Origin of the sequence: Burkholderia lata, from assembly GCF_000012945.1 — a bacterium.
Taxonomy (GTDB): Bacteria; Pseudomonadota; Gammaproteobacteria; order Burkholderiales; family Burkholderiaceae; genus Burkholderia; species Burkholderia lata.
In genome coordinates, this window is sequence record NC_007510.1 from 3233763 (window position 1) to 3259120 (window position 25358).

Below are 25358 nucleotides of genomic sequence, written 5' to 3' on the forward strand. Positions count from 1 at the left end.
CCTTCGCTCCCGTTTTGACCGATTTATGCCGACTCACCCGCTGGTTTTTCATTCGTCTCCGGACCAGACGATCGCCTGGCGCGACGGCGCGCCCGTCACCGTGCGCGCGTTCGTCGCCGACGTCGCACGCGTGGCCGCCGCGCTGCCCACCGGCGGCCACGTGTTCAACGTGTGCCGCGACCGCTACCGCTTCGCGGTCAGCCTGTGCGCCGCGCTCGTGGCCGGCAAGATCAGCCTGCTGCCGTCGACGCACACGCCGGAAATGGTCCGCCAGCTCGCCTCGTTCGCGCCCGACGCGTTCTGCCTGCACGACGCGCCCGACTGCGCGATCGACCTGCCGCGCTTCGCGTACCCCGATGCCGCCCCCGGCGCGCTCGCGAGCGATGCGCCGTTCGTCGTGCCGCAGATCGATGCGGCGCGGATCATGGCCTACGTGTTCACGTCCGGCTCGACCGGCGCGCCGGTGCCGCACCGCAAGACCTGGGGCTTCCTGGTCGGCTGCGTGCGCGCGGCGGCCGACCGCCTCGGGCTGCTCGACGGCCGCGCGGCCACGCTGATCGGCACGGTGCCCGCGCAGCACATGTACGGCTTCGAGTCGACGGTGCTGCTCGCGCTGATCGGCGGCCTCGCGTTCAGCAACCGCCAGCCGTTCTACCCGGTCGACATTCGCGACGAACTCGACGCGATCCCGCAGCCGCGCGTGCTCGTCACGTCGCCGATCCACCTGCGTGCGCTGCTGGCGGCCGGCCATGCGCTGCCACCCGCGGCGCTCGTGCTGTCGGCCACCGCGCCGCTGTCGGAAAAGCTCGCGTGCGAAGCCGAGGCCGCGCTCGACGCGCCGCTCGTCGAGATCTACGGCAGCACCGAAACCGGCCAGATCGCCACGCGCCGCACGTCGCAAGGCGCGACGTGGGCGTTGTTTCCGGATATCCGGCTCGACGCGCGCGACGACCCGGAGAGCGACGACGGCGAGCCAACGATCTGGGTGTCGGGCGGGCACGTCGAGGCGCCCGTGCCGATGGGCGATGCGCTCGAACTGCTCGGCGACGGCCGGTTCCTGCTGCACGGCCGCAAGGCCGACCTCGTCAACATCGCCGGCAAGCGCACGTCGCTCGCGTACCTGAACCATCAGCTCAATGCGATTCCGCAGGTGATCGACGGCGTGTTCTTCATGCCCGACGAAGCCGCGCCCGCACACGCCGACGCGGGCCTCGAACCGGTCACGCGTCTCGTCGCGCTGGTCGTCGCACCGACGCTCGCGGCAGCCGACCTGCAGCGCGCGCTGCGCGAGCGAATCGACCCCGCGTTCATGCCGCGCCCGCTCGTGTTCGTCGACGCGCTGCCGCGCAACGAAACGGGCAAGCTGCCGCGCGACGTGCTCGCCGCGCTCGTTGCGCAACATGCGCGCACCGCAGCCGCGCCGACGCCCGTATGCGACCCGGCCGGCACGCCCGCGCCTGCACCCGCGCTCGGGTTCACGATCCCCGCCGATCACCCCGCACTGCCAGGCCACTTCCCCGGCCATCCGGTCGTGCCGGGCGTCGTGCTGCTCGATCACGCGATCCAGGCGATCGGCACGGCGCTGAACCGCCCGCTGCACACGTGGCGGCTCGGGTCCGCGAAATTCCTGAGCCCGGTCGCCCCCGGCGAACCGCTCGATCTCGCCTACGACGCGGCCTCCAGCGGCGCGATCCGCTTCACGCTGCGCGCCGGGGCGCGTGAAGTTGCGAGCGGTGTGCTGTCCGCACCGCCGGCCGCGCAGGATGGCGCGCAGCCATGAAGCGCACCGCGTGGGCCGAACGCCAGGAGCGCAGCAATGCCGGCTTGCTGCGCGCGATGACGTGGATCTCGCTGCGCTTCGGCCGGCAGCGCGCGCGCGTCGTGCTGCACCTGATCGCGACGTATTTCGTGCTGTTCTCGCCGGTCGCATGCGCGGCATCGCGCGACTACCTGCGCCGCGTGCTCGGCCGCCCCGCGCGCTGGCGCGACGTGTACCGGCACGTGTTCACGTTCGCGGCAACGATCCACGATCGCATCTACCTGATGAACGGGCGCTTCGACCTGTTCGACATCCGGCTGCACGGCGAAACGCTCGTCGATGACGCACTCGCGGGCGGACGCGGCGCATTCCTGATGGGCGCGCACCTCGGCAGCTTCGAGGTCGTGCGCGCGATCGGCCGCACGCACCCGGACCTGCGCGTGGTCGTGACGATGTACGAGAAGAACGCGCGCAAGATCAATGCAACGCTCGCCGCGGTGAATCCCGCCGCGCAGCCGGAAGTGATTCCGCTCGGGCAGGTCGACTCGATGCTGAAGGTGCGCGAGCGCCTCGACGCGAACTGCATGGTCGGCATGCTCGCCGACCGCACGCTGCTCGACGACGCGGCCGCGTCGCTGCGGCGGCTGCCGCTGCTCGGCGCGCCGGCCGCGTTCCCGCTCGGGCCACTCTACATGGCCGCGATGTTGAAGCGTCCGGTGATCTTCATGACGGGCCTCTATCGCGACGGCAACCGCTACGATGTGCACTTCGAGACGCTCGCCGATTTCTCCGACGTGCGGCGCGACGCACGCGCGGCGGCCGTCGACGCGGCGCTCGCGCGCTACGTCGCGCTGCTCGACAAGTACTGCCGCGCGGCACCGTACAACTGGTTCAACTATTTCGATTTCTGGCAAGGCGGCGATGCCGCGACCGTGACCGCGCGCAGCGACGCGGCGCGCGCCGGTGCCGGCCTGTCCGCCACGAGGGATTCCGACGCATGACCGCCGTTCGCCGCCGCCTGCCCACGCTCCCGTCCGCGCTGCGTCGTGCCGTCCGCATGCTGGCCGTCGCCGTCGCCGTCGCGGCAACCCCCGCCGCGATCGCGCTGGCTGCCGCGCCCGTGCAGGCGGCCGATACGGTGCCCGCGTGGACGCTCGACCGGCTGATGTCGACGCTCGCACAGCACAAGTCGGGACGCGCGACGTTCACCGAGACGAAGTACCTATCGATCGCGACGCAGCCGGTCGAATCGTCAGGCGAACTTGTATTCGTCGCGCCCGATCATCTCGAGAAGCACACGCTGAGCCCGAAGCCCGAACACCTCGTCGTCGACGGCGACATGCTCACCGTCGAGCGCAACAACCGCAAGTACACGCTCGCGCTCGCACGCTATCCGGAACTCGGCGCGTTCATCGACAGCATCCGCGCGACGCTCGCCGGCAACCGCTTCGCGCTCGAACAGGTGTACAAGGTCGCGCTCGCCGGGCGCGGCGACGACTGGACGCTGACGCTCACGCCGCTCGACTCGCGGATGCTGAAGGTTGTCAGCACGATCACGCTCGACGGCACGCGCGACGTGTTGCGCAGCGTCGCGATCCGGCAGGCCGACGGCGACCGTTCGGTGATGCGCCTGCAACCCGTTCCGGCGAACGCCAACTGATGGACGAACGCACACGATCCTCACCCGTCGCCCACCGCCTGCACGCGCTGCGGCAGCGCGCGGTGCTCGTGTGGCTGCTTGTGCTCGTCGCGTGCGGCGTCGCGATCGGGCGTGCGCACTTCACGGCCGACCTGTCCGCGTTCCTGCCGAGTGCGCCGAGCGCCGGGCAGCGCGTGCTCGTCGACCAGTTGCGCGACGGCATCGTGTCGCGGCTGATCCTCGTCGCGATCGACGGCGGCGATGCCACCACGCGCGCCGCGCTGTCGCGACGCGTCGCCGGCACGCTGCACACTGATCCGCAGTTCGCGGCCGTTCACAACGGCGAAGCCGCGAACGACGCGCGCGATCGCCAGTTCATCTTCGATCACCGCTACCTGCTGAGCCCGGCCGTCACGCCGCAGCGCTTCAGCGCCGCCGGCCTGCATCAGGCGCTCGGCGACAGCCTCGACCTGCTGAGCTCGTCGGCCGGCCTCGTGGCCAAGGCGATGCTGCCGCGCGACCCGACCGGTGAAGTCGCCACGCTCGTCGACCAGTTCGACAGCGCGGCGGAACCGGCGAGCCGCGACGGCGTGTGGGCGTCGCGCGACGGCACGCGCGCGGTGCTCGTCGTGCAGACGGCCGCCGCCGGTTCCGATACCGACGCCCAGGCCCGCGCGATCGACACCGTGCGCCGCGCGTTCGCCACTGCGAAGCAGGCCATGCCGAATGCCGCCGCGACCACGCTCGCGATGACGGGGCCCGGTGTGTTCTCGGTCGACACGCGCGACACGATCCGGCACGACGTCGAACGGCTGTCGACGGCGAGCGTCGTGCTGATCGTCGCACTGCTGCTGACGCTGTACCGCTCGCCGCGCACGCTCGCGCTCGGGTTGCTGCCGGTGCTGACGGGTGTCGCGGCGGGCATCGCGGCGGTCAGCCTCGCGTTCGGCACGGTTCACGGGCTGACGCTCGGCTTCGGTACGACGCTGATCGGCGAAGCCGTCGACTATTCGATCTACCTGTTCGTGCAGTCGGCGCAGGCCGGCACGCGCGGCGCAGCGCGCCCGGCCGACGCGACGCGCGCATGGGTCGCCGCGTACTGGCCGACGATCCGGCTCGGCGTGCTGACGTCCGTGTGCGGTTTCGCGTCGATGCTGTTCTCCGGATTTCCGGGCCTCGTGCAGCTCGGGCTGTACTCGATCGTCGGGCTGACGGCCGCCGCGCTCGTCACGCGCTTCGTGCTGCCGCACCTGCGCGGCGAGCATGTCGCGATCCGCGACGTGTCACGCGTCGGCGCCGTGCTCGCGCGCGCAGCCGACGCCGCGCCGCGGCTGCGCTGGCCGCTCGCCGTGCTCGTGATCGCCGCGGGCGCGACGCTCGTGCTGCATCGCGACGGCCTGTGGAGCCGCGAACTCGCCGCGCTCAGCCCCGTGCCGGCGCAAGCGCAGGCGCTCGACGCACGGCTGCGCGCGGACGTCGGCGCACCCGACGTGCGCTACCTCGTCGTGATTGCCGCATCGACCGAACAGGCCGCGCTCGAAGGTGCCGAAAAAGTGGCCGCGCAATTGCAACCGCTCGTCGACCAGGGCGCGCTCGCCGGCTTCGAAAGCCCCGCGCGCTACCTGCCGAGCGACGCCGCGCAGCGCGCGCGCCGGGCGAGCCTGCCGGATACCGGCGCGCTCGCCGCGCGGATGCACGACGCCGTCGCGAACCAGCCGATCGCGGTCAAGCCCGACCTGTTCGCGCCGTTCATCACCGACGTCGGGGCTGCGCGCCACGCGCCGCTGCTCACGCGCGCGGACTTGCGCGGCACGTCGATGGCGCTCGCCGTCGATGCGCTGCTGACCGAACGCGACGGCCGCTGGAGCGCGATGCTGCCGCTGCGCGCGCCGGACGCCGCTCGCACCGCGCAACCGGCATCGAGTCTCGACGCGACGCCGATTCGCGCGGCCGTCGCGCGCGCGGGCGTGCCCGATGCGCTGTTCGTCGACATGAAGGCCGAAGCCGATCGCCTGTACGTGAGCTACGTGCACGAGGACATCCGGCTGTCGCTCGCGGGCTTCGCCGCGATCGCCGTGCTGCTGCTGATCGCGCTGCGCTCGCCGCGTCGCGTCGTGCGCGCGCTCGCGCCGCTCGTCGCGGCCGTGCTGGTCGTGACGGCCGGCTTCGCGCTCGCCGGCGTGCAACTGACGATCCTGCATCTCGTCGGGATGCTGCTGATCGTCGCGGTCGGCTCGAACTACGCGCTGTTCTTCTGCAAGCGCGACGACGCGCAGCCCGTCACGCCGTACACGCTCGTGTCGCTGCTGATCGCGAACCTCGCGACGGTCGCGGGCTTCGGGTTGCTGGCGCTGTCACACGTGCCGCTACTCGAAACCTTCGGGCTGACCGTCGGCCCGGGCGCGATGCTCGCGCTCGCGTTCGCGGCGATTCTTGCGCCGCGCGAGGCTGCGTCCGCAACCGGCAACCGTCATCAAGGAGGCCGCGCATGAGCGCGCCGTCGTCCGTTCCGTCGCGACAGCCCGGCGATGCGCGCCGCTGGAAGCCGACGCCGCTGATCGCGGGCACGGCCGCGCTGCATGCGGGCGCGGCCGCCGCCGTCGTCGCGCAGCCGGCCGCGTGGCCGTGGGCGGTCGGTGGCGTGGTCGCGTCCCATCTTGCGCTGACCGCCGCCGGCCTGTGGCCGCGCAGCACGCTGCTCGGCCCGAACTGGACGCACCTGCCACCGGGTGCGGGCCGCCGCATCGCGCTGACGATCGACGACGGCCCGGACCCGGACGTCACGCCGCGCGTGCTCGACCTGCTCGACCGTTACGATGCGCGCGCGACGTTCTTCTGCATCGGCGATCTCGCGCGCCGTCATCCGCGCTGGATCGAGGCGATCGTCGCGCGCGGTCACGCGATCGAAAACCACAGCCAGCGGCACCGGCACACATTCTCGCTGTCGGGGCCCGCCGCGCTGCGGCGCGAGATCGCGGCCGCGCAGCAGACGCTGACCGAGCTCACCGGCACGCGCCCGCTGTTCTTCCGCGCGCCGGCCGGCCTGCGCAACCCGTTTCTCGAACCGGTGCTGTGCGAACTCGGCCTGCAGCTGGCCAGCTGGACGCGGCGCGGTTTCGACACGCGCGCACGCGATGCCGCGACCGTCACGCGCCGCCTGCTGCACGGTCTCGCGGCACGCGACATCCTGCTCGTGCACGACGGCCATGCGGCGCGTGACGCGCGCGGTGAACCGGTCGTGCTCGACGTGCTGCAGGCGGTGCTGCGCGCGGCCGTCGATGCGCAACTGCACTGGACCACGCTGCGCGCGGCGCTCGCGCCGGAACCGCCCGGCGGGCCGGCCGAGCCGGCCGGCTCGGCCCACCCGTTTGATAAAATCTGACTTCGAGCGGCGCGCCTGCCAGCCCTGCTGCGGCGCCCGTTCCGGCCACCGGATGCGACCCTCGTGAAACCTCTCCTGCTCTCGCACTTCACCGCCACCAGCTGCATCGGCCGCGGCCTCGATGCGACCCTCGATGCGCTGCGCCACGCGCGCGGCGGGCTCCAGCCCTGCGACTTCGAGCATGCGGATCTCGACACGTGGATCGGCGCGGTGGACGGCGTCGATGCGCAGCCCGTGCGGGCCGACCTCGCCGACTTCGCGTGCCGCAACAACCGCCTCGCGCAGCTCGGCCTCACGCAGGACAACTTCGACGCACGCGTCGCGGCGGCTGTCGCGCGCTACGGTGCAGCGCGCGTCGGTGTGTTCATCGGCACGAGCACGGCCGGCATCCTCGAAACCGAGCACGCCTATCAGCGCCGCGATCCGGCAAGCGGCGCGCTGCCTGCCGACTTCCGCTACGCGCACACGCACAACCCGTATTCGCCGGCCGCATTCGTGCGCGCGTTTCTCGCGCTGCGCGGGCCGGCGATGGCGATCTCGTCCGCCTGCTCGTCCGGCGCGAAGGTGTTCGGCTCCGCGCGCCGCATGATCGAGGCAGGCTTGATCGACGCGGCCGTCGTCGGCGGCGTCGATTCGTTGTGCCTGACGACGCTGTACGGCTTCAATTCGCTCGAACTGCTGTCGCGCCAGCCGTGCCGTCCGTTCGACGTCGCGCGCGACGGTATCTCGATCGGCGAGGCCGCCGCGTTCGCGCTCGTCGAACGCGTGCCCGACTCGCCCGCCGCACTCGACGCCCACGCGATCCTGCTGCTCGGCATCGGCGAATCGAGCGACGCGCATCACATGTCGTCGCCGCATCCGGACGGGCTCGGCGCGCGCGTCGCGATCGAGCAGGCGCTCACGGCCGCCAGTCTCGGCGCGAACGATATCGACTACGTGAACCTGCACGGCACCGCGACGCCGAGCAACGACGCGGCCGAAAGCCGCGCGATCGGCGCGCTGTTTGCCAGCACGCCGTGCAGTTCGACGAAGGGCGCGACCGGCCATACGCTCGGCGCGGCGGGTGCGCTCGAGGCGGTCGTCGCCGCGCTCGCGCTGCGCGAGCAGTTCGTGCCGGCCGGCGTCAACACGACGCAACCCGACCCGGCACTCGCCGCCGACTACGTACTCGCAAGCCGCGATGCGCGCGTGCGTGCCGTCCTCTCCAATTCGTTCGGCTTCGGCGGCACGAATTGCAGCCTGATCCTCGGCCGCGCCGACCACGCACGCCGTTGAGGCCCGCCATGACACTCACCGCCTTCATCGAAAGCATCGGCCTGATCGGCCCCGGATTGACCGACTGGCCGCACGCGGCCGACGTGCTCGCGGGCCACGCACCGTATGCGCCCGCCCGCACCGAGCTGCCGCCGCCAGCCGGCCTGCCGTCGGCCGAGCGGCGCCGCACCGGCCCCGTCGTGCGCGTGGCGCTCGCGGCCGGCCACGAAGCGGTGGCCGCGAGCGGACGCGACGCCGCGACGCTCGCGACCGTGTTCAGCGCATCGGGCGGCGACGGCCAGAATTGCCACGCGATCTGCGAGACGCTCGCCGGTGACGATCGCCAGCTGTCGCCGACGCGCTTCCACAATTCCGTGCACAACGCACCGGCCGGCTACTGGAGCATCGCGACCCGCGCGATGGCGACGTCGAACGTGCTGTGCGCGCACGACGGCAGCTTTGCCGCGGGCCTGCTCGAAAGCCTGTGCCAGGTCGTGGTCGATCGCGTGCCGAGCCTGCTGATCGCGTACGACACCGACTATCCTGAACCGCTGCGCGCGGTGCGCCCGATCGGCGACGCATTCGGCGTGGCCCTCGTGCTCGCGCCCGAACCGAGCGAACGCGCGCTCGCCCGTATCGACGTGCAACTCACCGACGCGCCCGCCACGACGCTCGCGCATGCCGAGCTCGACACGCTGCGCGCCGGCAATCCGGCCGCGCGCGTGCTGCCGCTGCTCGACGCGCTCGCCGCACGGCGTTCGACGCGCGTCGTGCTCGATTACCTGGCCGACACACGCGTACAAGTCGACGTCGCGATGCCGGATACGTTCACGGAGCGCGCGTGATGACCGCGACGATCCCGCTCGCGCCGCCGCTCAACCACGCGTGGATCGCCTCGCACATTCCGCACGACGGCGCGATGTGCATGCTCGATACGGTCGACGCATGGGATGCCGACCGCATCCGCTGCACCGCGACGAGCCACCGCGATCCGCACAACCCGCTGCGCGCACACGACCGGCTCGCCTCCGTCTGCGGCATCGAATACGCGGCGCAGGCGATGGCCGTGCACGGCGCGCTGCTCGGTGCGCATGAAGCGCGCCCGCGCGTCGGCTACCTCGCGAGCGTGCGCAACGTCGACGCGTTCGTCGACCGGCTCGACACGTTCGCGCAGCCGCTCGTCGTCGAAGCGGAGCGCGTGAGCGGCGACGCCCGCTCGGTGCTGTACGGCTTCGCGCTGCGCTGTGGCGATCGCGTGCTGCTGTCCGGCCGCGCGGCGGTGATGCTGGATGCATCGACGTCCGGCGCGTTTCGCCCGGCGCCAGCCGGCGATGCGAATCCTCGATGAAGCCGCTTACTCAAGAGAAGGAAACCAGGTCGTGAAAGTTCGTCAGTTCATTGGCACCGCGCTCGTTCTGGCGCTGATCAGCCCGATCGCGCACGCGGACATGTCGGAAGTGAAGCAGGACATCAAGCGCGATTCGAAGGAAGCCGCGCACAAGACCGGCGAGGCGGCCCGCAGCTTCGGCCACGCAACCGCAAGCGCCGCGAAGGCGGTCGGGCACGGGGTCGCACACGCGTCGCGCGAAGGCTGGGATGCCACCAAGCGCACGACGAAGCGGATCTTCCACAAGAACGACTCGGGCGAGTCGGGTGGAAAGAGCGAAAAGAGCGATTGACCACGGGCATCGCGCGCATCGCCGGAGGCCTGCGCGCGATGCGTGACCGCTCGTCAATCGTGACGCATCACTGCCGCAATGCCGCCGTCAACGCGCGCCGCGCATGCGGCGTGCCGGCCTGGCCCGCACGCGCGCGAAGCACTTGCCGTACGCGACGAGCCAGCAATCGCGATGATCGAAGTTCCGCAGCAGACGCGCACGGCGCCGCTCGAGCCAGTAGAGCGAGACCGCCATCGTCAGCGCGACGGCCAGTGCCGTGCCGCCGATCGCGAGTCCCATCCAGGTGTCGCCCATGCCTTCTCCGGAATGCGAAGCCGAAGCGGCGCGTCTGCCGCCGCCCTGGCACTGGATATTGCGGAACGCGGCCCGCCACGTGCGCGCACGCCGCCGGGCCGCTGCGGGTCAGTGCATGTGCTGCCCGCCGTTGATCGCGATGTTGGAGCCCGTGACGAAGCCGGCCTCCTCCGAGCACAGGTAGGCCACCAGCGCCGCGACTTCCTCGGGCTTGCCGAGCCGGCCCGCCGGAATCTGCGGGAGGATCTTCGAGTCGAGGATGTCCTGCGGGATCGCCGTGACCATCTTCGTCGCGAGGTAGCCCGGCGACACCGTGTTCACCGTCACGCCCTTGCGCGCGATCTCGAGCGCGAGCGATTTCGTGAAACCGTGCATGCCGGCCTTCGCGGCCGCGTAGTTGGTCTGGCCGACCGAACCCTTCGAGCCGTTCACCGACGAGATGTTGACGATGCGGCCCCAGCCGCGCTCGACCATGCTTTCGCAGACCGGCTTCGTCATGTTGAACACGGAATCGAGGTTGGTGCGGATCACCGCGTCCCAGTTGACCTTGTCGAGCTTGCGCAGCGTCATGTCGCGCGTGATGCCCGCGTTGTTCACGAGAATGTCGACCGGGCCGACGTCCCGCGCGATCTTCTCGATGCATTGCTGGCACGAATCGTGATCGGCCACGTCCACCGGGTACGCGTGGAACTCGCGACCGGCCGCGTGCATCTCGGTCAGCCAGCGGTCCGCGCCGGTGTTGTTCGGCGAATACGTGACGACTACCCGGTGGCCCGCGTCGTTCAACCTGATGCTGACCGCTTCGCCGAGGCCGCCCATTCCACCAGTCACAACTGCAATTCGCTTAGTCATCCTATAAATTACCGACAAGAAAGTAATCGATGAAGGCGGGGCGACGGCATCGCTCAGGCTGCCGCCCCACCGCTTCGATGCGCAGCCGCCCGCGTCGCGGGCGCGGCACGCACCGGCACCTCGCGCTTGTTATTGACTGCTTGTCGTGCGCGAAATCCGCTTCGCCCGCGTGCGGCGCTGGCCGGCGCCGTACGCGGAATGTACGTCAGACCCTGCTCAGGCGCGCTCGACCGCGAGTGCGACGCCCATCCCGCCGCCGATACACAGCGACGCCAGCCCGCGCTTCGCATCGCGCTTGGCCATCTCGTGCAGCAGCGTCACCAGGATCCGGCAGCCCGACGCGCCGATCGGGTGGCCGATCGCGATCGCCCCGCCGTTCACGTTCACCTTCGACGTGTCCCAGCCCATCTGCTTGTGCACCGCCAGCGCCTGCGCCGCGAACGCCTCGTTGATCTCCATCAGGTCCAGGTCGCCCGGCGTCCAGCCCGCGCGCTCCAGGCACCGGCGCGAGGCCGGCACCGGGCCCATGCCCATCACGCTCGGATCCACGCCCGCGTTCGCATACGCCTTGATCCGCGCCAGCGGCGTCAGGCCGAGTGCCGCCGCCTTCTGCGCCGACATCACCAGCACCGCCGCCGCACCGTCGTTCAGCCCCGACGCGTTCGCCGCCGTCACCGAGCCGTCCTTCGAGAATGCCGGCTTCAGCCCGGACAGCGATTCCGCCGTCACGCCGTGACGCACGAATTCATCGGTGGCGAACTGCAGCGGCTCGCCCTTGCGTTGCGGAATCGCCACCGGCACGATCTCGTCGTTGAAGCGGCCGGCCTTCTGCGCGGCTTCCGCCTTGTTCTGCGACAGCGCCGCGAAGGCGTCCTGCTCTTCGCGCGTGATCCCGTACTCCTTCGCGACGTTCTCCGCCGTGATGCCCATGTGGTACTGGTTGTACACGTCCCACAGGCCGTCGACGATCATCGTGTCGACCAGCTTCGCGTCGCCCATGCGGAACCCGTCGCGCGAGCCCGGCAGCACGTGCGGCGACGCGCTCATGTTCTCCTGGCCGCCCGCGATCACGATCTCGGCATCCCCCGCGACAATCGCGTTCGCCGCCAGCATCACGGCCTTCAGGCCCGAGCCGCACACCTTGTTGATCGTCATCCCCGGCACTGCCGTCGGCAGCCCGGCCTTGATCAGCGACTGCCGTGCCGGGTTCTGCCCGGAACCGGCCGTCAGCACCTGGCCCATGATCACTTCGCTCACCTGCTCGGGCTTCACGCCCGCACGCTCCAGCACCGCGCGGATCACCGTCGCGCCCAGTTCGGGCGCCGCAATCTTCGCAAGCGAACCGCCGAATTTGCCGACCGCGGTCCGCGCGGCCGATACGATCACTACATCCGTCATGTCCAGTTCCTGCATCGAAATCAGTTCGTCGTTCTGACGCCGGCGCGAGCCGGCCTCGGCTGGCGATCGCGCATCTCGGGCCGTCGGGCGCGATGGCGGTCGCACGCCGCCGTACGGCGCGCGGCACCCGTTCGAACGGGCGGCACACCGATACGGCTCGCCGGTTCACCGGCGTCTTCCGGCAAACCGGACGTGCGCCGGACGCCACGCGGCACACGCGGCGTCTGGCGCCATCCGGCGCCGATCAATCGTGTCGCGCTCATGCGCGACACGTGCTTGCTTGGCTTGGCTACGCGATTACGCAGCCGATTCGCGTGCGGCCGCTGCGTCCTTGCGTGCGGCGGCAGCCGTTTGCTTCGCACCACGCGTTGCCGTTTCGCTGACCGCGTCGAAACCGCTCTGCGCGGCTTCGATCGCCTGGCCCGTCGCGGCGCGAACCGAATCGGCCGCGGCGGTCGCCGCCGACAGCGCCGAGTTCAGCGCGGCCACCACCGGCGCCGAGCCGGCCGGTGCGTGCTTCGACAGTTCGCCAAGCGCGTCCTTCAGGCGCTTGTCGTTCTGTTCGTATTGCGCTTGTGCGACCTTCGCCCATTCGGACTGCGTCGACACGGCGATGTCGAACAGATGGCGGCCGTACGACACGACCTTGCCGGCCGCTTCCTGCGGCGCGGCGACCTGCTGTGCGAAGCCCGCGGCCGGGTTGCTGCTGTTGAATGCGTTCTTCAGCTTGTCCTCGTATTCCTCGAGCGCCGTCCGGGCCGCTTGCAGGTTGAGTTCGACGACAGCCTCGAAACCTTGGATCGCCGGACGGGCGATCGCAAACCACGCGGCGATACCGGATTGATATTCGGCGTTGAGTTTTTCGGGGGCAAATACGGACATCGGGCACGCTCCTGTTAGCAATGCGAGAGACGACGTAAGGAAAATGGGAAGCCGGATCGACAGCAGACTTCCTTATTGACAACCCGTCACTTATTTGAGTACGGGAAGCTGAAGGAGCCCATTCTAGATCGATTAATTGTCAATTAAATGGCATTAATACTAGGTGTAAACCCTTAATCTAATCAGAAGTGACCGCTGGAACCCATGATGCGCCGACATCGCAGACGAGGCCGCGCATCACTCTGTCCCGCAATGCATTTTTACCTTTTTACAGGATACCGGGTCATGACGTCGCGCAACATTTACCAATCCATTATTCCGTTTATTAGAAAACCGGAGCACATTGAAAATGGAGTGGTCACTTATGTAATCGTTTTTTCTGGATTTATTATGAAATCGTTTTCGGGATTATTAATGACGGAATCAATGATCGGATGAATTGCGGGTCGCAATAAAAAACGGCCGCATGATGCGGCCGCGGGTTCGTCAGGCAGGCGCGGGATCAGCCGGCCAGTTCGCGATGCAGCGCGAGGAACTCCTGCGCGAGCTTGTGCCCGGGTTCCAGATGGATCACCGGTTTGGACTGCTGATGCGACTCGCGAATCTTCACCGACGCCGACAACCTCGACGCGAGCACCGGCAGCCCTTCTTCGACGAGTTCGTCGACCAGGCGCTGCGGCAGGCTCGCCCGCGGCTGGAACTGGTTGATCACGATCCCTTCCACCTCGAGCGCCGCGTTGTGGTCCTGCTGGATTTCCTTCACGTTCTCGAGCAGCGTGTACAGCGCGCGGCGCGAGAAATCGTCGCAGTCGAACGGGATCAGGCAGCGCTCGACCGCGATCAGCGCCGAGCGCGTATAGAAATTCAGCGCGGGCGGCGTGTCGATGTACACGGCGTCGTAGGTGTCGAGCTCGTTCAGCGCATCGCGCAGCTTGTAGATCTTGTAGCGCGACTCGAGCTTGCCGTGCAGCGTGTCGAGCTCCGGATGCGCAGGCATCACGTCGAGCCCTTCGAACGGGGTCGGATGAATGAACGACGCGACGTCGACCGGGCGGAAGTTGAAGGTCAGCGCGGTTTCGAAGAAATCGGCGACGCCCGGCTGCGCGTCGGGCGCGGCGTCGCCGAGCAGGTAGCGCGTCGAGTTCGCCTGCGCATCGAGGTCGATGACGAGCGTGCGCAGCCCTTCGCTCGCGCTGATCGCCGCCAGGTTGCAGACGATCGTCGATTTGCCCACGCCGCCCTTCTGGTTGAATACGACCCGCCGCATTGTGTCTCCTCGATCGAACACGTCGAAAAGACAAGCTTAGCCGGTCAATTGTGGCGGTCGCGTGACGCAGGTCGAATTGTGCGCATCTTGGCACGGGGCCGTATCAGCGGCGCGTCACCGGCCCCGACACATACCGGTTGCCCGGCACGCTCCACCGCCATGGCAGATCCGTGCCGACGCGAATGCCGATGCGCGGCCCGCCCGCCAGATCGGCGGGCGGCGCGCTGCCGTCGTCGACGATCGCGAACCCTTCGTGCGCGCCGATCAGGTCGACCCCATCCTGCGCGCCGCCGATCCCCATCGCCTGGGTCAGCCGCGCCGGCCCCCGGCACAGGTCGCGATCGCGCGTCTGCGGCGGCCGTGCCGCACGCATCCGTTCGAGCCCTTGCAGCGGCTCGAGCGCACGGATCAGCACGCCCGTTCCCGTGCCATCGGGGCCGCACACGCAGTTGCAGCACCAGTGCATGCCATAGGTGAAATAGACGTACAGGTGCCCCGGCGGCCCGAACATCGTCGCATTGCGCGGCGTCTTGCCGCGATAGGTATGCGCGGCCGGGTCGATCGCGCCGGCATAGGCTTCCACTTCGACGATCCGCCCGGCCCGGCCGTCCGCGGCCGCAAGGATCTTGTTCAGCAGTTGCGGCGCGACGTCGGTGGCGACGCGGTCGAAGAATGCGCGCGGCAGCACGGCGCCCGGCCACCGAGGCGCGGGGTCACCGCGCCGCATCCTGCCCCTCCGGTTGAAGACCGGAACCGGCCTTCACCTGCAGACGAAGCTGACGATATGCGTCGACGAGGTCGTCGAGACTGAACGCGAGATTTCGCCCGCTGGGATTGGGCAGCACCCAGACGCTCGATCCCTGCATCCGGGCCGGCTGCAATCCCCACTCGATTTCCCGCTGCCCGGAAAGCGCCGAGTACGCTGCCTTGCCGAGAAAAGCGACGAAGCGCGGCCCATAACGCGCCACCTTGTGCTCGAACTCGGCAGCCGCGGCGACGAATTCCGCGCGCGAAAGCTGGTCGGCGCTCGCGGTCGGCCGCTTCACCACCGCCGTCAGGCCGCAGCCATATTGAAGAATCGCGTGATCGTCCTGCGGCGAAATTTCCGCCGGCGTGAAGCCCGCGAGATGGATCACGCGCCAGAAGCGGTTGCTCCTCCCCGCGAAGTGATGGCCGGTGGCGGCCGCGGTCAGGCCGGGGTTGATCCCGCAGAAGAGCACGTCGAGTTGCGGCGCGATGAGGTCGGGAAGTTCGTCAGCCACGTTTTGCCTGGTGCGCAAGGAACATCGACGTAAACGAAACAAGGCCCGAAGACCCGGGCCAAGCAACTGGCTTGACTCGGACATTCGGGCCCATCGTGATGCGGATGCCGACTTGCCGATCAGAACGGGATATCGTCGTCCATCTCGTCGAAGCCGCCGCCTGCCGGTGCGCTCGGACGGCTTTGCGCGCCGCCGCCTGCACCGCCACGCGCTGCGCCGCCGGCACGACCACCGCCGCCACCGCCGCGCTCCATCTGCTCGCCACGGCCACCGCCGCCGCCACCACCGTAGCCGCCGCCGTAACCGCCTTCGTCACCGCCGCCACCGCCGCCGCCCGCACCGCGGCCGCCGAGCATCTGCATCTGGTCGGCGACGATTTCGGTCGAGTAACGATCCTGGCCGTCCTGGCCCTGCCACTTGCGCGTGCGGATGCGGCCTTCGATATAGACCGACGAACCCTTCTTCAGGTACTCGCTGACGATTTCCGCCAGACGGCCGAAGAACGCGACGCGGTGCCACTCGGTCATTTCCTTGAAATCGCCGCTCGCCTTGTCTTTATAGCGGTCGGTCGTTGCGAGACGGATGTTCGCAACCGCGTCGCCGCTCGGCAGGTAACGGACTTCAGGATCGGCGCCGAGATTGCCGACGAGGATGACCTTGTTGACGGATGCCATGTGTTTCTCCAGTAAATTCGATGCCGGGCCGCCCGCTCATGCTGTCGGTGCGGCCCGCCGGGCAAGCCGGCGAACGCCGCCGGTACCTGCCCGAAATGAGTTCAGGCCTTGCGCGGCGGCGCTTTCATGCTGGCCGCGATTATAAGCCACGCGGCAACGAGCCCCGAGCACGTGTAGAACACCGTATTGGCGCCCCCGTGCTTCAGCAGCCAGCCGCCCACGATGCCGCCGAGCGCGAGCCCGATCGACTGCGTGGTGTTGTAAACACCTGTGGCCGCGCCCTTGCGCGAACCGGGCGCGAGCTTCGATACGAGCGACGGCTGCGACGCTTCCAGGATGTTGAAACCGAGGAAGTAGACGAAAAGAACCGCTGCCACAATCAGGATGGTATGCGGCGCGCTGCCCAGCAGCAATTGGCCGATCAGGATAGCCAGGATGCCGCCAAGCAGCACCGGCTTCATCTTGCCCCGTTTTTCCGCGACGATGATCGCCGGGACCATCATCACGAACGCGAGCCCCATCACCGGCAGGTAGACCTTCCAGTGCGCGGCGACCGGCAGGCCGCCGTCAACGAGCAGGCGCGGTACGACAAGGAACAGCGCCGTCTGAGTCGCGTGCAGCACCAGCACGCCGAAGTTCAGGCGCAGCAGCTCGACGTTGTGCAGCACCTCGGCGAACGGCGCGGGCACGTGCACGGGCTTCGCTGCGTCGGGCACGATCCACAGCACGACGCCGATCGCGAGGATCGACAGCACGCCGACGATCGCGAACAGCCCGCTCATCCCGACCCAATGGAACACGATCGGCGCGCCCACGATCGCGACCGCGAACGACACGCCGATCGAGCCGCCGACCATCGCCATCGCCTTCGTGCGGTTCTGCTCGGAGGTCAGGTCGGCGATGAACGCGAGCACCGCGGACGACACCGCGCCCATCCCCTGGATCACGCGGCCGACGATGATCCACGTGATGTCATGCGCGGACGCGGCGACGAAGCTGCCGATCGCGAAGATCACGAGACCGGTGGCGATCACCGGCTTGCGGCCGAACTTGTCGGACGCCCAGCCGTAGAAGATATAGAACAGCGATTGCGTGACGCCGTAGGCCCCGAGCGCGATACCGACGAGCAGCACGTTGTCGCCGCCCGGGATGGTTTTCGCGTAGACCGAGAACACCGGCATGATCATGAACAGGCCGAGCATGCGCAGCGCGAAGATCGCCGCGAGCGACGTGGTCGCGCGCAATTCGGGCGCAGTCATGCGGGAAGACGTGGCAGACGGATTGGACATCGGGAATGAATTTCGAATGATCGGAATGACCGCCCGACACCGGGCGGCGGAAGATCAGGACCAGCGGCCCGGGAGGCTTGGCCGGCAACACGTCGGGGCAGGATTCAGGCAGCCCGCAGGCCGCCCGGAACCGCGCGGCGCGGCCGCTTTCCCGGCGCAGGCGCCATCTTGCTGCCACCTGCTGCTAAGGCTGGGGACCCCAAACGACGGCCTCGAAAAGCCGTTATAGTAGCAGGTTTGGTTCCCTCCATTTTCGCCAGGTTCATGGAACAGATCCGCATCCGTGGGGCTCGTACCCACAACCTGAAAAACGTCAATCTCGACCTGCCGCGCCACAAGCTGATCGTGATTACCGGGTTGTCCGGGTCGGGCAAGTCGTCGCTCGCGTTCGATACCCTTTATGCCGAGGGCCAGCGCCGCTACGTCGAAAGCCTGTCCGCGTATGCCCGCCAGTTCCTGCAGCTGATGGAGAAACCCGACGTCGACCTGATCGAAGGCCTGTCGCCGGCGATCTCGATCGAGCAGAAGGCGACGTCCCACAACCCGCGTTCGACCGTCGGCACGGTCACGGAAATCCACGACTACCTGCGACTTTTGTTCGCACGTGTCGGGACGCCGTACTGCCCCGACCACGACATCCCGCTGGAAGCGCAGAGCGTGTCGCAGATGGTCGACGCGGCGCTCGCGCTGCCCGAGGAAACCAAGCTGATGATCCTCGCGCCCGTCGTCGCCGATCGCAAGGGCGAGCATGCCGAGCTGTTCGAGGACATGCAGGCGCAGGGTTTCGTGCGCTTTCGCGTGCGCTCGGGCGGCGGCGCCGCGAACGAAGGCGTCGCGAAGATCTACGAGGTCGAGTCGCTGCCGAAGCTGAAGAAGAACGACAAGCACACGATCGACGTCGTCGTCGACCGCCTGAAGGTGCGCCCGGACATGAAGCAGCGCCTCGCCGAATCGTTCGAGACGGCACTGCGCCTCGCCGACGGCCGCGCGATCGCGCTCGAAATGGAGTCCGACCGCGAGTACCTGTTCAGCTCGAAGTTCGCGTGCCCGATCTGCTCGTACTCGCTGCAGGAGCTTGAGCCGCGCCTGTTCTCGTTCAACAACCCGATGGGCGCGTGCCCGGAATGCGACGGCCTCGGCCAGATCACGTTCTTCGACCCGAAGCGGGTCGTCGCGCACCCGTCGCTGTCGCTCGCCGCCGGCGCCGTGAAAGGCTGGGACCGCCGCAACCAGTTCTACTTCCAGATGCTGCAGAGTCTCGCGGCGTTCTACGAATTCGACATCGACGCCGCATTCGAGGATCTGCCGGAAAAGATCCGCAAGGTGCTGCTGTTCGGCTCGGGCAAGCAGACGATCCCGTTCTCGTACATCAACGAGCGCGGCCGCACGACGATCCGCGAGCACGTGTTCGAAGGGATCATCCCGAACCTCGAGCGCCGCTACCGCGAGACCGATTCGGTCGCGGTGCGAGAAGAGCTGTCGAAGTACCAGAACAACCAGCCGTGCCCGTCCTGCGACGGCACGCGCCTGCGCCGCGAAGCGCGCCACGTGCGGATCGGCACGGGCGACTACGCGCGCGGCATCTTTGAAATCAGCGGCTGGCCGCTGCGCGACGCGCTCGGCTATTTCGACGGCCTGTCGCTCGAAGGCGCGAAGCGCGAGATCGCCGACAAGGTGATCAAGGAAATCGTCGCGCGCCTTACCTTCCTGAACAACGTCGGCCTCGACTACCTGTCGCTCGAGCGCAGCGCCGAAACCCTGTCGGGCGGCGAGGCGCAGCGCATCCGGCTCGCGTCGCAGATCGGCTCGGGCCTCACGGGCGTGATGTACGTGCTCGACGAGCCGTCGATCGGCCTGCACCAGCGCGACAACGACCGCCTGATCTCGACCCTCAAGCATCTGCGCGACCTCGGCAACTCGGTGATCGTCGTCGAGCACGACGAGGACATGATCCGCACGGCCGACTACGTCGTCGACATGGGCCCGGGCGCCGGCGAGCACGGCGGCGTGATCGTGGCCGAAGGCACGCCGAAGCAGGTGCAGTCGAACCCGCAGTCGCTCACCGGCCAGTACCTGGTCGGCAAGCGCACGATCGAGTACCCGGACGAGCGGCTTGCCCCCGATCCCGAGCGGATGCTGCGCATCGTCGACGCGCACGGCAACAACCTGAAGCATGTCGATCTCGAGCTGCCGGTCGGCCTGCTGACCTGCATCACCGGTGTGTCGGGCTCCGGCAAGTCGACGCTGATCAACGACACGCTGTATCACGCGGTCGCGCGCCACCTGTACGGTTCGTCGGCCGAGCCGGCGCCGCACGAGGCGATCGAGGGCCTCGAGCACTTCGACAAGGTGATCAACGTCGACCAGTCGCCGATCGGCCGCACGCCGCGCTCGAACCCGGCCACCTACACGGGCCTGTTCACGCCGATCCGCGAGCTGTTCTCGGGCGTGCCGACCTCGAAGGAGCGCGGCTACGATCCGGGCCGCTTCTCGTTCAACGTGAAGGGCGGCCGCTGCGAATCGTGCCAGGGCGACGGCGTGCTGAAGGTCGAGATGCACTTCCTGCCGGACGTCTACGTGCCGTGCGACGTGTGCCACGGCAAGCGCTACAACCGCGAAACGCTCGAAGTGCAGTACAAGGGCAAGAACATCAGCGAAGTGCTCGACATGACCGTCGAGCATGCGTACGCGTTCTTCAGCGCGGTGCCGGTCATCGCGCGCAAGCTGAAGACGCTGCTCGACGTCGGTCTCGGCTACATCCGCCTCGGCCAGTCGGCCACGACGCTGTCGGGCGGCGAGGCGCAGCGCGTGAAGCTGTCGCTCGAACTCTCCAAGCGCGACACCGGCCGCACGCTGTACATCCTCGACGAGCCGACCACCGGCCTGCACTTCCACGACATCGCACTGCTGCTGGAAGTGATCCACCGGCTGCGCGACCAGGGCAACACGGTCGTGATCATCGAGCACAACCTCGACGTGATCAAGACGGCCGACTGGGTGATCGACCTCGGCCCCGAAGGCGGTGCCGGCGGCGGCCAGATCATCGCGCAGGGCACGCCCGAGCAGGTCGCGAAGACGAAGGCGAGCTTCACCGGCAAGTACCTCGCGCCGCTGCTCAAGCGCACGACCCGCAAGGTCGCGGCCGGCTGACGCGCCCCGCCTGACTCCCCTCCCGCGCGCGGCCGCCCGGCCGCGCGCGCCCTTCCGCACCGCGAATCCGGCCCCTTCTCGTTTTCCCTTCTGCGTTTACACCATGCGCCAAACGGCCCCGTTGCGGACCATAATGGCGGCTATACTTTACGGTCGTAAGGTTCGCCGTACGCACCAATCCGGTGCGGCGCCGGGCGAACACGGCTCTGCCGCGCATTCCGCGGCATGACACACGAACGACAGGAATCCACAATGGAGAAGCAACCAGACTCGTCTCGCGACGCGCAGAATCGCGAACCGCACCTGCGCAGCGTGCGGCTGACGAGCGATTTCAGCCTGCCGAAGCTGTCGGCACTCGAGATCGGCAGCTATGTGTTCGCGATCCTTGCCATGTGGCTCGTGATCGAGCTCAAGCTGCTCGGCGGGCTGCTGGCCGGCCTGCTCGTCTACCAGCTGATCCACACGATCGCCCCCGTGATCGAACGCCACACCACGAGCATGCGCGCGCGCTGGGTCGCCGTCGTGCTGCTGTCGATCGTGATCGTCGGCGCGCTGACCAGCCTGACGATCGGCATCATCGAACACTTCGAGCGCACGGTGCCGAACCTGCAAAGCCTGCTCGACCAGCTGATGCAGATCGTCGAGCAGACCCGCGCCCGTACGCCGGCCTGGATCGCGAACCTGCTGCCCGTCGACGTCGAGCAGATGAAGACGAAGGCGGCCGTGCTGATGCACTCGCACATGGACCAGCTCCAGCAAAGCGGCAAGAGCGTCGCGCGCGGCTTCGGCCACGTGCTGTTCGGGATGATCATCGGCGCGATGATCGCGATCGGCGTCGAGCACGGCAAGGTGCGCCGGCCGCTGTCCACGGCGCTCGTCACGCGCGTGTCGCGCTTCGCCGACGCATTCCGCCGGATCGTGTTCGCGCAGATCAAGATCTCGGCGATCAACGCGGTGTTCACGGGCATCTACCTGCTCGTCGCGCTGCCGATCTTCCACCAGCGGCTGCCGCTGTCGAAAACGCTCGTGCTCGTCACGTTCATCGTCGGCCTGCTGCCCGTGATCGGCAACCTGATCTCGAACACGCTGATCGTCGCCGTGTCGCTGTCGGTCAGCATGGGCACCGCGATCGCGTCGCTCGCGTTCCTCGTGATCATCCACAAGCTCGAATACTTCCTGAACGCGAAGATCATCGGCGGCCAGATCGAGTCGCGCGCATGGGAGCTGCTGCTCGCGATGCTGATCATGGAAGCCGCGTTCGGGCTGCCGGGCGTGATCGCCGCGCCGATCTTCTATGCGTACCTGAAGCGCGAGCTGTACCTGCTGCGGCTGATCTGAAGCAGCCCGCGCGTCAGAAGCAATAAAAAACGCCGTGCCCCGTGAAGGGCGCGGCGTTTTTGTTTGTGATTGCCAGCCGACGCCCGGCAATCAGCAAATCAGCGGAACACGACCGTCTTCGTCCCGTTCAGCACGACCCGGTGCTCGACGTGCCACTTCACTGCGCGCGCAAGCGTCACGCATTCGACGTCGCGGCCGATTGCGGTCAGCTGGTCGGGCGTCATGCTGTGGTCGACGCGCTCGACTTCCTGCTCGATGATCGGGCCTTCGTCGAGATCGGTCGTCACGTAGTGCGCGGTCGCACCGATCAGCTTCACGCCGCGATCGAACGCCTGATAGTACGGCTTCGCACCCTTGAAGCTCGGCAGGAACGAATGGTGGATGTTGATCGCGCGGCCGGCGAGCTGCTTGCACAGGTTCGGCGACAGGATCTGCATGTAGCGCGCGAGCACGACCAGATCGGCCTGGTGCTCGTCGATCACTTCCAGCACGCGCGCTTCCTGCGCGGCCTTCGCGGCATCGGACGAACCGCCGATCAGCGGGAAATGATGGAACGGGATGTTGTAGCTCGCGGCGAGCTGGTAGAACTCCTTGTGGTTCGACACGATCGCCGGGATCTCGATCGGCAGCTGGCCGGTGCGATAGCGGAACAGCAGGTCGTTCAGGCAGTGGCCGATCTTCGACACCATGATCACGACGCGCGGCTTCACGGCCGCGTCGTGCATTTCCCAGCGCATCGCGAACTGCTCGGCGAGCGGGGCGAACTCCCGGCGCAGCGTGTCGAGCGCCGTCGCGGCATCCGCGCCGCCGCCGTCCTGCTCGAAGTGCACGCGCATGAAGAATTCGCTGGTGCGGCTGTCGCCGAACTGCGCCGAGTCGAGGATGTTGTTGCTGCGCTCGAACAGGAAGCCCGAGACCGCGTGGACGATGCCGTGCCGGTCGGGGCACGACAGTTTCAAGATAAAGCTGTGATCGGTCGGCATGACCGCTACTCCCTTCGTTTCCGTATTCGTCAAATTGCCCGTTCGCGCCGCCAGGCTGCATGCGCGGCACGCGTCACGCGGCCGGTGCGAACAGTGCGTCGATGCCTGCCGCGTCGGCCGCCGGGATCCAGCGGTGGCGCAGCAGCGTGTCGAGCGTCGCGAGGCTTGCATCCATCGTCGCGCGGCCGGCGAGCAGCCAGCCGATCACCTCGGGCACGCCGGCCAGCAGGTGCTCGGCCACTTCGCCGTCCTGGTTGCGCGGCGCGAAGTCGCGCGGCAGCGGCAGGTCGTACACGAAGATCAGTTCGGACTGCGTGCCTTCTGGCAGCGAGCACAGCACCTGCACCGCGCGGCCCGCGATCGCGCGCGCGGCCAGTTCGGGCGGAATGCCGGCTTCTTCCCAGCACTCCTTCGCGAGCGTCTCGTGAACGCCCAAGCCCCAGCCGATCCCGCCCGCGACGACGTTGTCGAGCATGCCGGGGTCGGTTGCCTTGGTCTCGCTGCGGCGGCCGAGCCACATCTGCGGGACGGCCGCGGCGGACGGCTCGCCCGGCGCAACCGCATATTCTACGATGCCGTTCAGATGCACCGCGTAAGTCTGCGTACCGAAGAAGCGCGACGCGGCGCGCTCGATGTACGCGAGCGGCGGATCGTCGAAGCGGTTGCGGATCGCGTAGATCTCGTCGCGCCAGCCGGGAATCGCGCCTTCGGCCGCGAGCGCGCCGATCGCGCTCGCCAGCGCCATGCTGCGTGCGTCGACCGAGTCGTAGCGCGACGACAGCACGACGCGCGCGTCGGTCAGCTCGAACACGTCGGGCCAGCGGGCGAGCATCGCGACGTCCTCGCGGCGCACCCAGCCGACCGCCTGGCCGGCAATCTCGAAACGCAGGTGCGCGGCCGGATCGAAGCGACGCGCGGCCGCAATGCACGGAAACGTCATCGCGATCAGTCCTTCAGCGCGACGCGGATGCCGATCGCGATGAACGTCGCGCCGGCGATCCGGTCGAGCCACACGCCGGCCTTCGGGCGGCGCTTCAGCCACGCGCCGATCATGCCCGCGCCGACGCCGAACAGCGAGAAGACCACGGCCGTCTGCAGCATGAACAGCGCGCCGAGTTCGAACATCTGCAGCGTCACGCTCTGCGCGCCGTGCGGATCGACGAATTGCGGCAGGAACACGACGAAGAACAGCGTGACCTTCGGGTTCATCAGGTTGCCGATCACGCTCTGCCGGAAGATCGTGCCGAGCGGCTGCGGCGGACGCGCATGCGCATTCGCGAGGCCCTGGCTGCGCAGCGCCTTGATGCCGATCCACACGAGGTACGCGGCGCCCGCGAGCTTCAGGATCTCGAACGCGACCGGCGACGAACGCAGCACGGCCGCGACGCCGAGCGCCGCGAGCGTCGTGTGGAACAGGATCCCGGCCGTGAAGCCGAGCGCGGCGACGAAGCCGGCCGCGCGGCCCTGCGAGATGCCGCGTGCGAGCACCTGCAGGTTGTCGGGACCCGGCGCGAACGTGATCGCGATCGACGTGGCGAGAAACAGCATGAAGTTGGGCATCGTGACCTCGCTGCTAACGTGGAATCAGGTGGATTCAGGCCAGCCGGCGTTCAGTGGCCGGCGAATTCGGTGACGGTATAAACCGGCAGTCCCGCGTTGCGCAGCAGCGCCGAGCCGCCGAGATCGGGCAGGTCGATGATCGCCGCGCCTTCGACGACTTCCGCGCCGAGCCGCTGCAGCAGGTTGCGCCCCGCCATCATCGTGCCGCCGGTCGCGATCAGGTCGTCCATGATGATCACGCGGTCGCCGGGGCGGCATGCGTCTTCGTGGATCTCGACCGTCGCGCTGCCGTATTCGAGGTCGTACGATTCCGAGCGCGTCTTGTACGGCAGCTTGCCGACCTTGCGGATCGGCACGAAGCCGACGCTCAGCTCGTACGCGACGATCGGCGCGATGATGAAGCCGCGCGCATCGAGGCCCGCGACATAGTCGAGCTTCGCATCGACATAGCGCTCGACGAACAGGTCGACGAGGATGCGCAGCGCCTTCGGGCTCTGCAGCAGCGTCGTGATGTCGCGAAACATCACGCCCGGCTGCGGCCAGTCGGGCACCGTGCGGATCTGGCTGTGGATGAAGGCGACCGGATCGAGCGGTGCGCCCGACGACGAATGCGGCATGAAACTCTCCGAAAAAAACGGTGCGCGAAGATCGGGCACCGTTTCGAATAAATACGGGTCAGGTTATCAAACCAAGCAC

The 25358-nt window shown here is 68.3% G+C and carries 24 protein-coding genes; 11 read left to right on the top strand and 13 right to left on the bottom strand.

The features are described from left to right. Window positions 1-25: 25 nt before the first annotated feature. From BCEP18194_RS20630 to BCEP18194_RS20670, 9 genes are all read left to right on the top strand, one after another. Complete coding sequence (locus BCEP18194_RS20630) at window positions 26-1780, top strand: acyl-CoA synthetase family protein (RefSeq protein ID WP_011353195.1); 1755 nt, start codon at window positions 26-28, stop codon at window positions 1778-1780. After that, complete coding sequence (locus tag BCEP18194_RS20635) at window positions 1777-2760, top strand: acyl-CoA synthetase (protein WP_011353196.1); 984 nt, start codon at window positions 1777-1779, stop codon at window positions 2758-2760. Before BCEP18194_RS20630 ends, BCEP18194_RS20635 begins: the two co-directional genes overlap by 4 nt. Beyond that, entirely contained in the window at window positions 2757-3419 is a 663-nt protein-coding gene (locus BCEP18194_RS20640; protein ID WP_011353197.1) for an outer membrane lipoprotein carrier protein LolA, read from the top strand. Before BCEP18194_RS20635 ends, BCEP18194_RS20640 begins: the two co-directional genes overlap by 4 nt. Beyond that, window positions 3419-5890 carry an MMPL family transporter gene (locus BCEP18194_RS20645; protein WP_011353198.1) on the top strand — a complete coding sequence of 824 codons (2472 nt, stop codon included), beginning with the start codon at window positions 3419-3421 and terminating at the stop codon, window positions 5888-5890. The genes BCEP18194_RS20640 and BCEP18194_RS20645 overlap by 1 nt, the downstream gene beginning before the upstream one ends. Beyond that, complete coding sequence (locus BCEP18194_RS20650) at window positions 5887-6780, top strand: polysaccharide deacetylase family protein (RefSeq protein WP_011353199.1); 894 nt, start codon at window positions 5887-5889, stop codon at window positions 6778-6780. Before BCEP18194_RS20645 ends, BCEP18194_RS20650 begins: the two co-directional genes overlap by 4 nt. Before the next feature lie 63 nt (window positions 6781-6843). Continuing rightward, window positions 6844-8055: a beta-ketoacyl-[acyl-carrier-protein] synthase family protein gene (locus BCEP18194_RS20655; protein ID WP_011353200.1), complete on the top strand. Its 1212-nt coding sequence runs from the start codon at window positions 6844-6846 to the stop codon at window positions 8053-8055. A gap of 8 nt (window positions 8056-8063) precedes the next feature. Continuing rightward, window positions 8064-8879 carry a beta-ketoacyl synthase chain length factor gene (locus BCEP18194_RS20660; protein WP_011353201.1) on the top strand — a complete coding sequence of 272 codons (816 nt, stop codon included), beginning with the start codon at window positions 8064-8066 and terminating at the stop codon, window positions 8877-8879. Then, window positions 8879-9382, top strand: coding sequence for a hotdog family protein (locus BCEP18194_RS20665; protein ID WP_011353202.1), 504 nt, complete (start codon window positions 8879-8881; stop codon window positions 9380-9382). Before BCEP18194_RS20660 ends, BCEP18194_RS20665 begins: the two co-directional genes overlap by 1 nt. Continuing rightward, window positions 9366-9713: a hypothetical protein gene (locus BCEP18194_RS20670; RefSeq protein ID WP_011353203.1), complete on the top strand. Its 348-nt coding sequence runs from the start codon at window positions 9366-9368 to the stop codon at window positions 9711-9713. Before BCEP18194_RS20665 ends, BCEP18194_RS20670 begins: the two co-directional genes overlap by 17 nt. Window positions 9714-9800: 87 nt before the next feature. On the opposite strand, the gene BCEP18194_RS20675 is transcribed toward BCEP18194_RS20670, so the two are convergent. The 9 genes from BCEP18194_RS20675 to BCEP18194_RS20715 all read right to left on the bottom strand — a co-directional run bounded on the left by BCEP18194_RS20675 (window position 9801) and on the right by BCEP18194_RS20715 (window position 17631). Further along, entirely contained in the window at window positions 9801-10007 is a 207-nt protein-coding gene (locus tag BCEP18194_RS20675) for a hypothetical protein (RefSeq protein WP_011353204.1), read from the bottom strand. Between the two features lie 108 nt (window positions 10008-10115). Next, window positions 10116-10859, bottom strand: coding sequence for an acetoacetyl-CoA reductase (gene phbB / locus BCEP18194_RS20680; protein ID WP_041492959.1), 744 nt, complete (start codon window positions 10857-10859; stop codon window positions 10116-10118). Between the two features lie 216 nt (window positions 10860-11075). After that, window positions 11076-12257, bottom strand: a complete 1182-nt coding sequence (locus BCEP18194_RS20685) for an acetyl-CoA C-acetyltransferase (protein ID WP_011353206.1) — start codon at window positions 12255-12257, stop codon at window positions 11076-11078. A gap of 297 nt (window positions 12258-12554) precedes the next feature. After that, entirely contained in the window at window positions 12555-13139 is a 585-nt protein-coding gene (phaP, locus tag BCEP18194_RS20690; protein WP_011353207.1) for a TIGR01841 family phasin, read from the bottom strand. Between the two features lie 502 nt (window positions 13140-13641). Next, window positions 13642-14406 carry a ParA family protein gene (locus BCEP18194_RS20695; protein WP_011353208.1) on the bottom strand — a complete coding sequence of 255 codons (765 nt, stop codon included), beginning with the start codon at window positions 14404-14406 and terminating at the stop codon, window positions 13642-13644. A 103-nt stretch (window positions 14407-14509) separates the two neighbouring features. Further along, complete coding sequence (locus tag BCEP18194_RS20700) at window positions 14510-15133, bottom strand: DNA-3-methyladenine glycosylase (protein WP_011353209.1); 624 nt, start codon at window positions 15131-15133, stop codon at window positions 14510-14512. Next, complete coding sequence (gene mug, locus BCEP18194_RS20705; RefSeq protein ID WP_041492960.1) at window positions 15120-15668, bottom strand: G/U mismatch-specific DNA glycosylase; 549 nt, start codon at window positions 15666-15668, stop codon at window positions 15120-15122. The genes BCEP18194_RS20700 and mug overlap by 14 nt, the downstream gene beginning before the upstream one ends. A 119-nt stretch (window positions 15669-15787) precedes the next feature. Further along, entirely contained in the window at window positions 15788-16342 is a 555-nt protein-coding gene (locus BCEP18194_RS20710; RefSeq protein WP_011353211.1) for a single-stranded DNA-binding protein, read from the bottom strand. A gap of 101 nt (window positions 16343-16443) precedes the next feature. Continuing rightward, window positions 16444-17631 (bottom strand): MFS transporter, encoded by a 1188-nt coding sequence (locus tag BCEP18194_RS20715; protein ID WP_011353212.1) that lies wholly within the window; start codon window positions 17629-17631, stop codon window positions 16444-16446. A 264-nt stretch (window positions 17632-17895) separates the two neighbouring features. Between BCEP18194_RS20715 and uvrA the strand changes: the two genes are divergently transcribed. After that, complete coding sequence (gene uvrA / locus BCEP18194_RS20720; protein WP_011353213.1) at window positions 17896-20781, top strand: excinuclease ABC subunit UvrA; 2886 nt, start codon at window positions 17896-17898, stop codon at window positions 20779-20781. A 252-nt stretch (window positions 20782-21033) separates the two neighbouring features. Continuing rightward, complete coding sequence (locus BCEP18194_RS20725; RefSeq protein WP_011353214.1) at window positions 21034-22119, top strand: AI-2E family transporter; 1086 nt, start codon at window positions 21034-21036, stop codon at window positions 22117-22119. A gap of 98 nt (window positions 22120-22217) precedes the next feature. Here BCEP18194_RS20725 and purU read toward each other — a convergent pair whose 3' ends face one another. The 4 genes from purU to BCEP18194_RS20745 form a co-directional block, all read right to left on the bottom strand. Continuing rightward, the gene (gene purU, locus BCEP18194_RS20730) at window positions 22218-23102 is read right to left on the bottom strand and encodes a formyltetrahydrofolate deformylase (protein WP_011353215.1); all 885 of its coding nucleotides are present in this window, start codon (window positions 23100-23102) and stop codon (window positions 22218-22220) included. A gap of 73 nt (window positions 23103-23175) precedes the next feature. Further along, window positions 23176-24042, bottom strand: coding sequence for an NUDIX hydrolase (locus BCEP18194_RS20735; protein WP_011353216.1), 867 nt, complete (start codon window positions 24040-24042; stop codon window positions 23176-23178). A 5-nt stretch (window positions 24043-24047) separates the two neighbouring features. Next, window positions 24048-24662 (bottom strand): LysE family translocator, encoded by a 615-nt coding sequence (locus BCEP18194_RS20740; protein WP_011353217.1) that lies wholly within the window; start codon window positions 24660-24662, stop codon window positions 24048-24050. Between the two features lie 50 nt (window positions 24663-24712). After that, on the bottom strand, window positions 24713-25279 hold the full coding sequence (locus BCEP18194_RS20745; protein WP_011353218.1) for an adenine phosphoribosyltransferase: 567 nt from the start codon (window positions 25277-25279) through the stop codon (window positions 24713-24715). Window positions 25280-25358 lie beyond the last annotated feature (79 nt).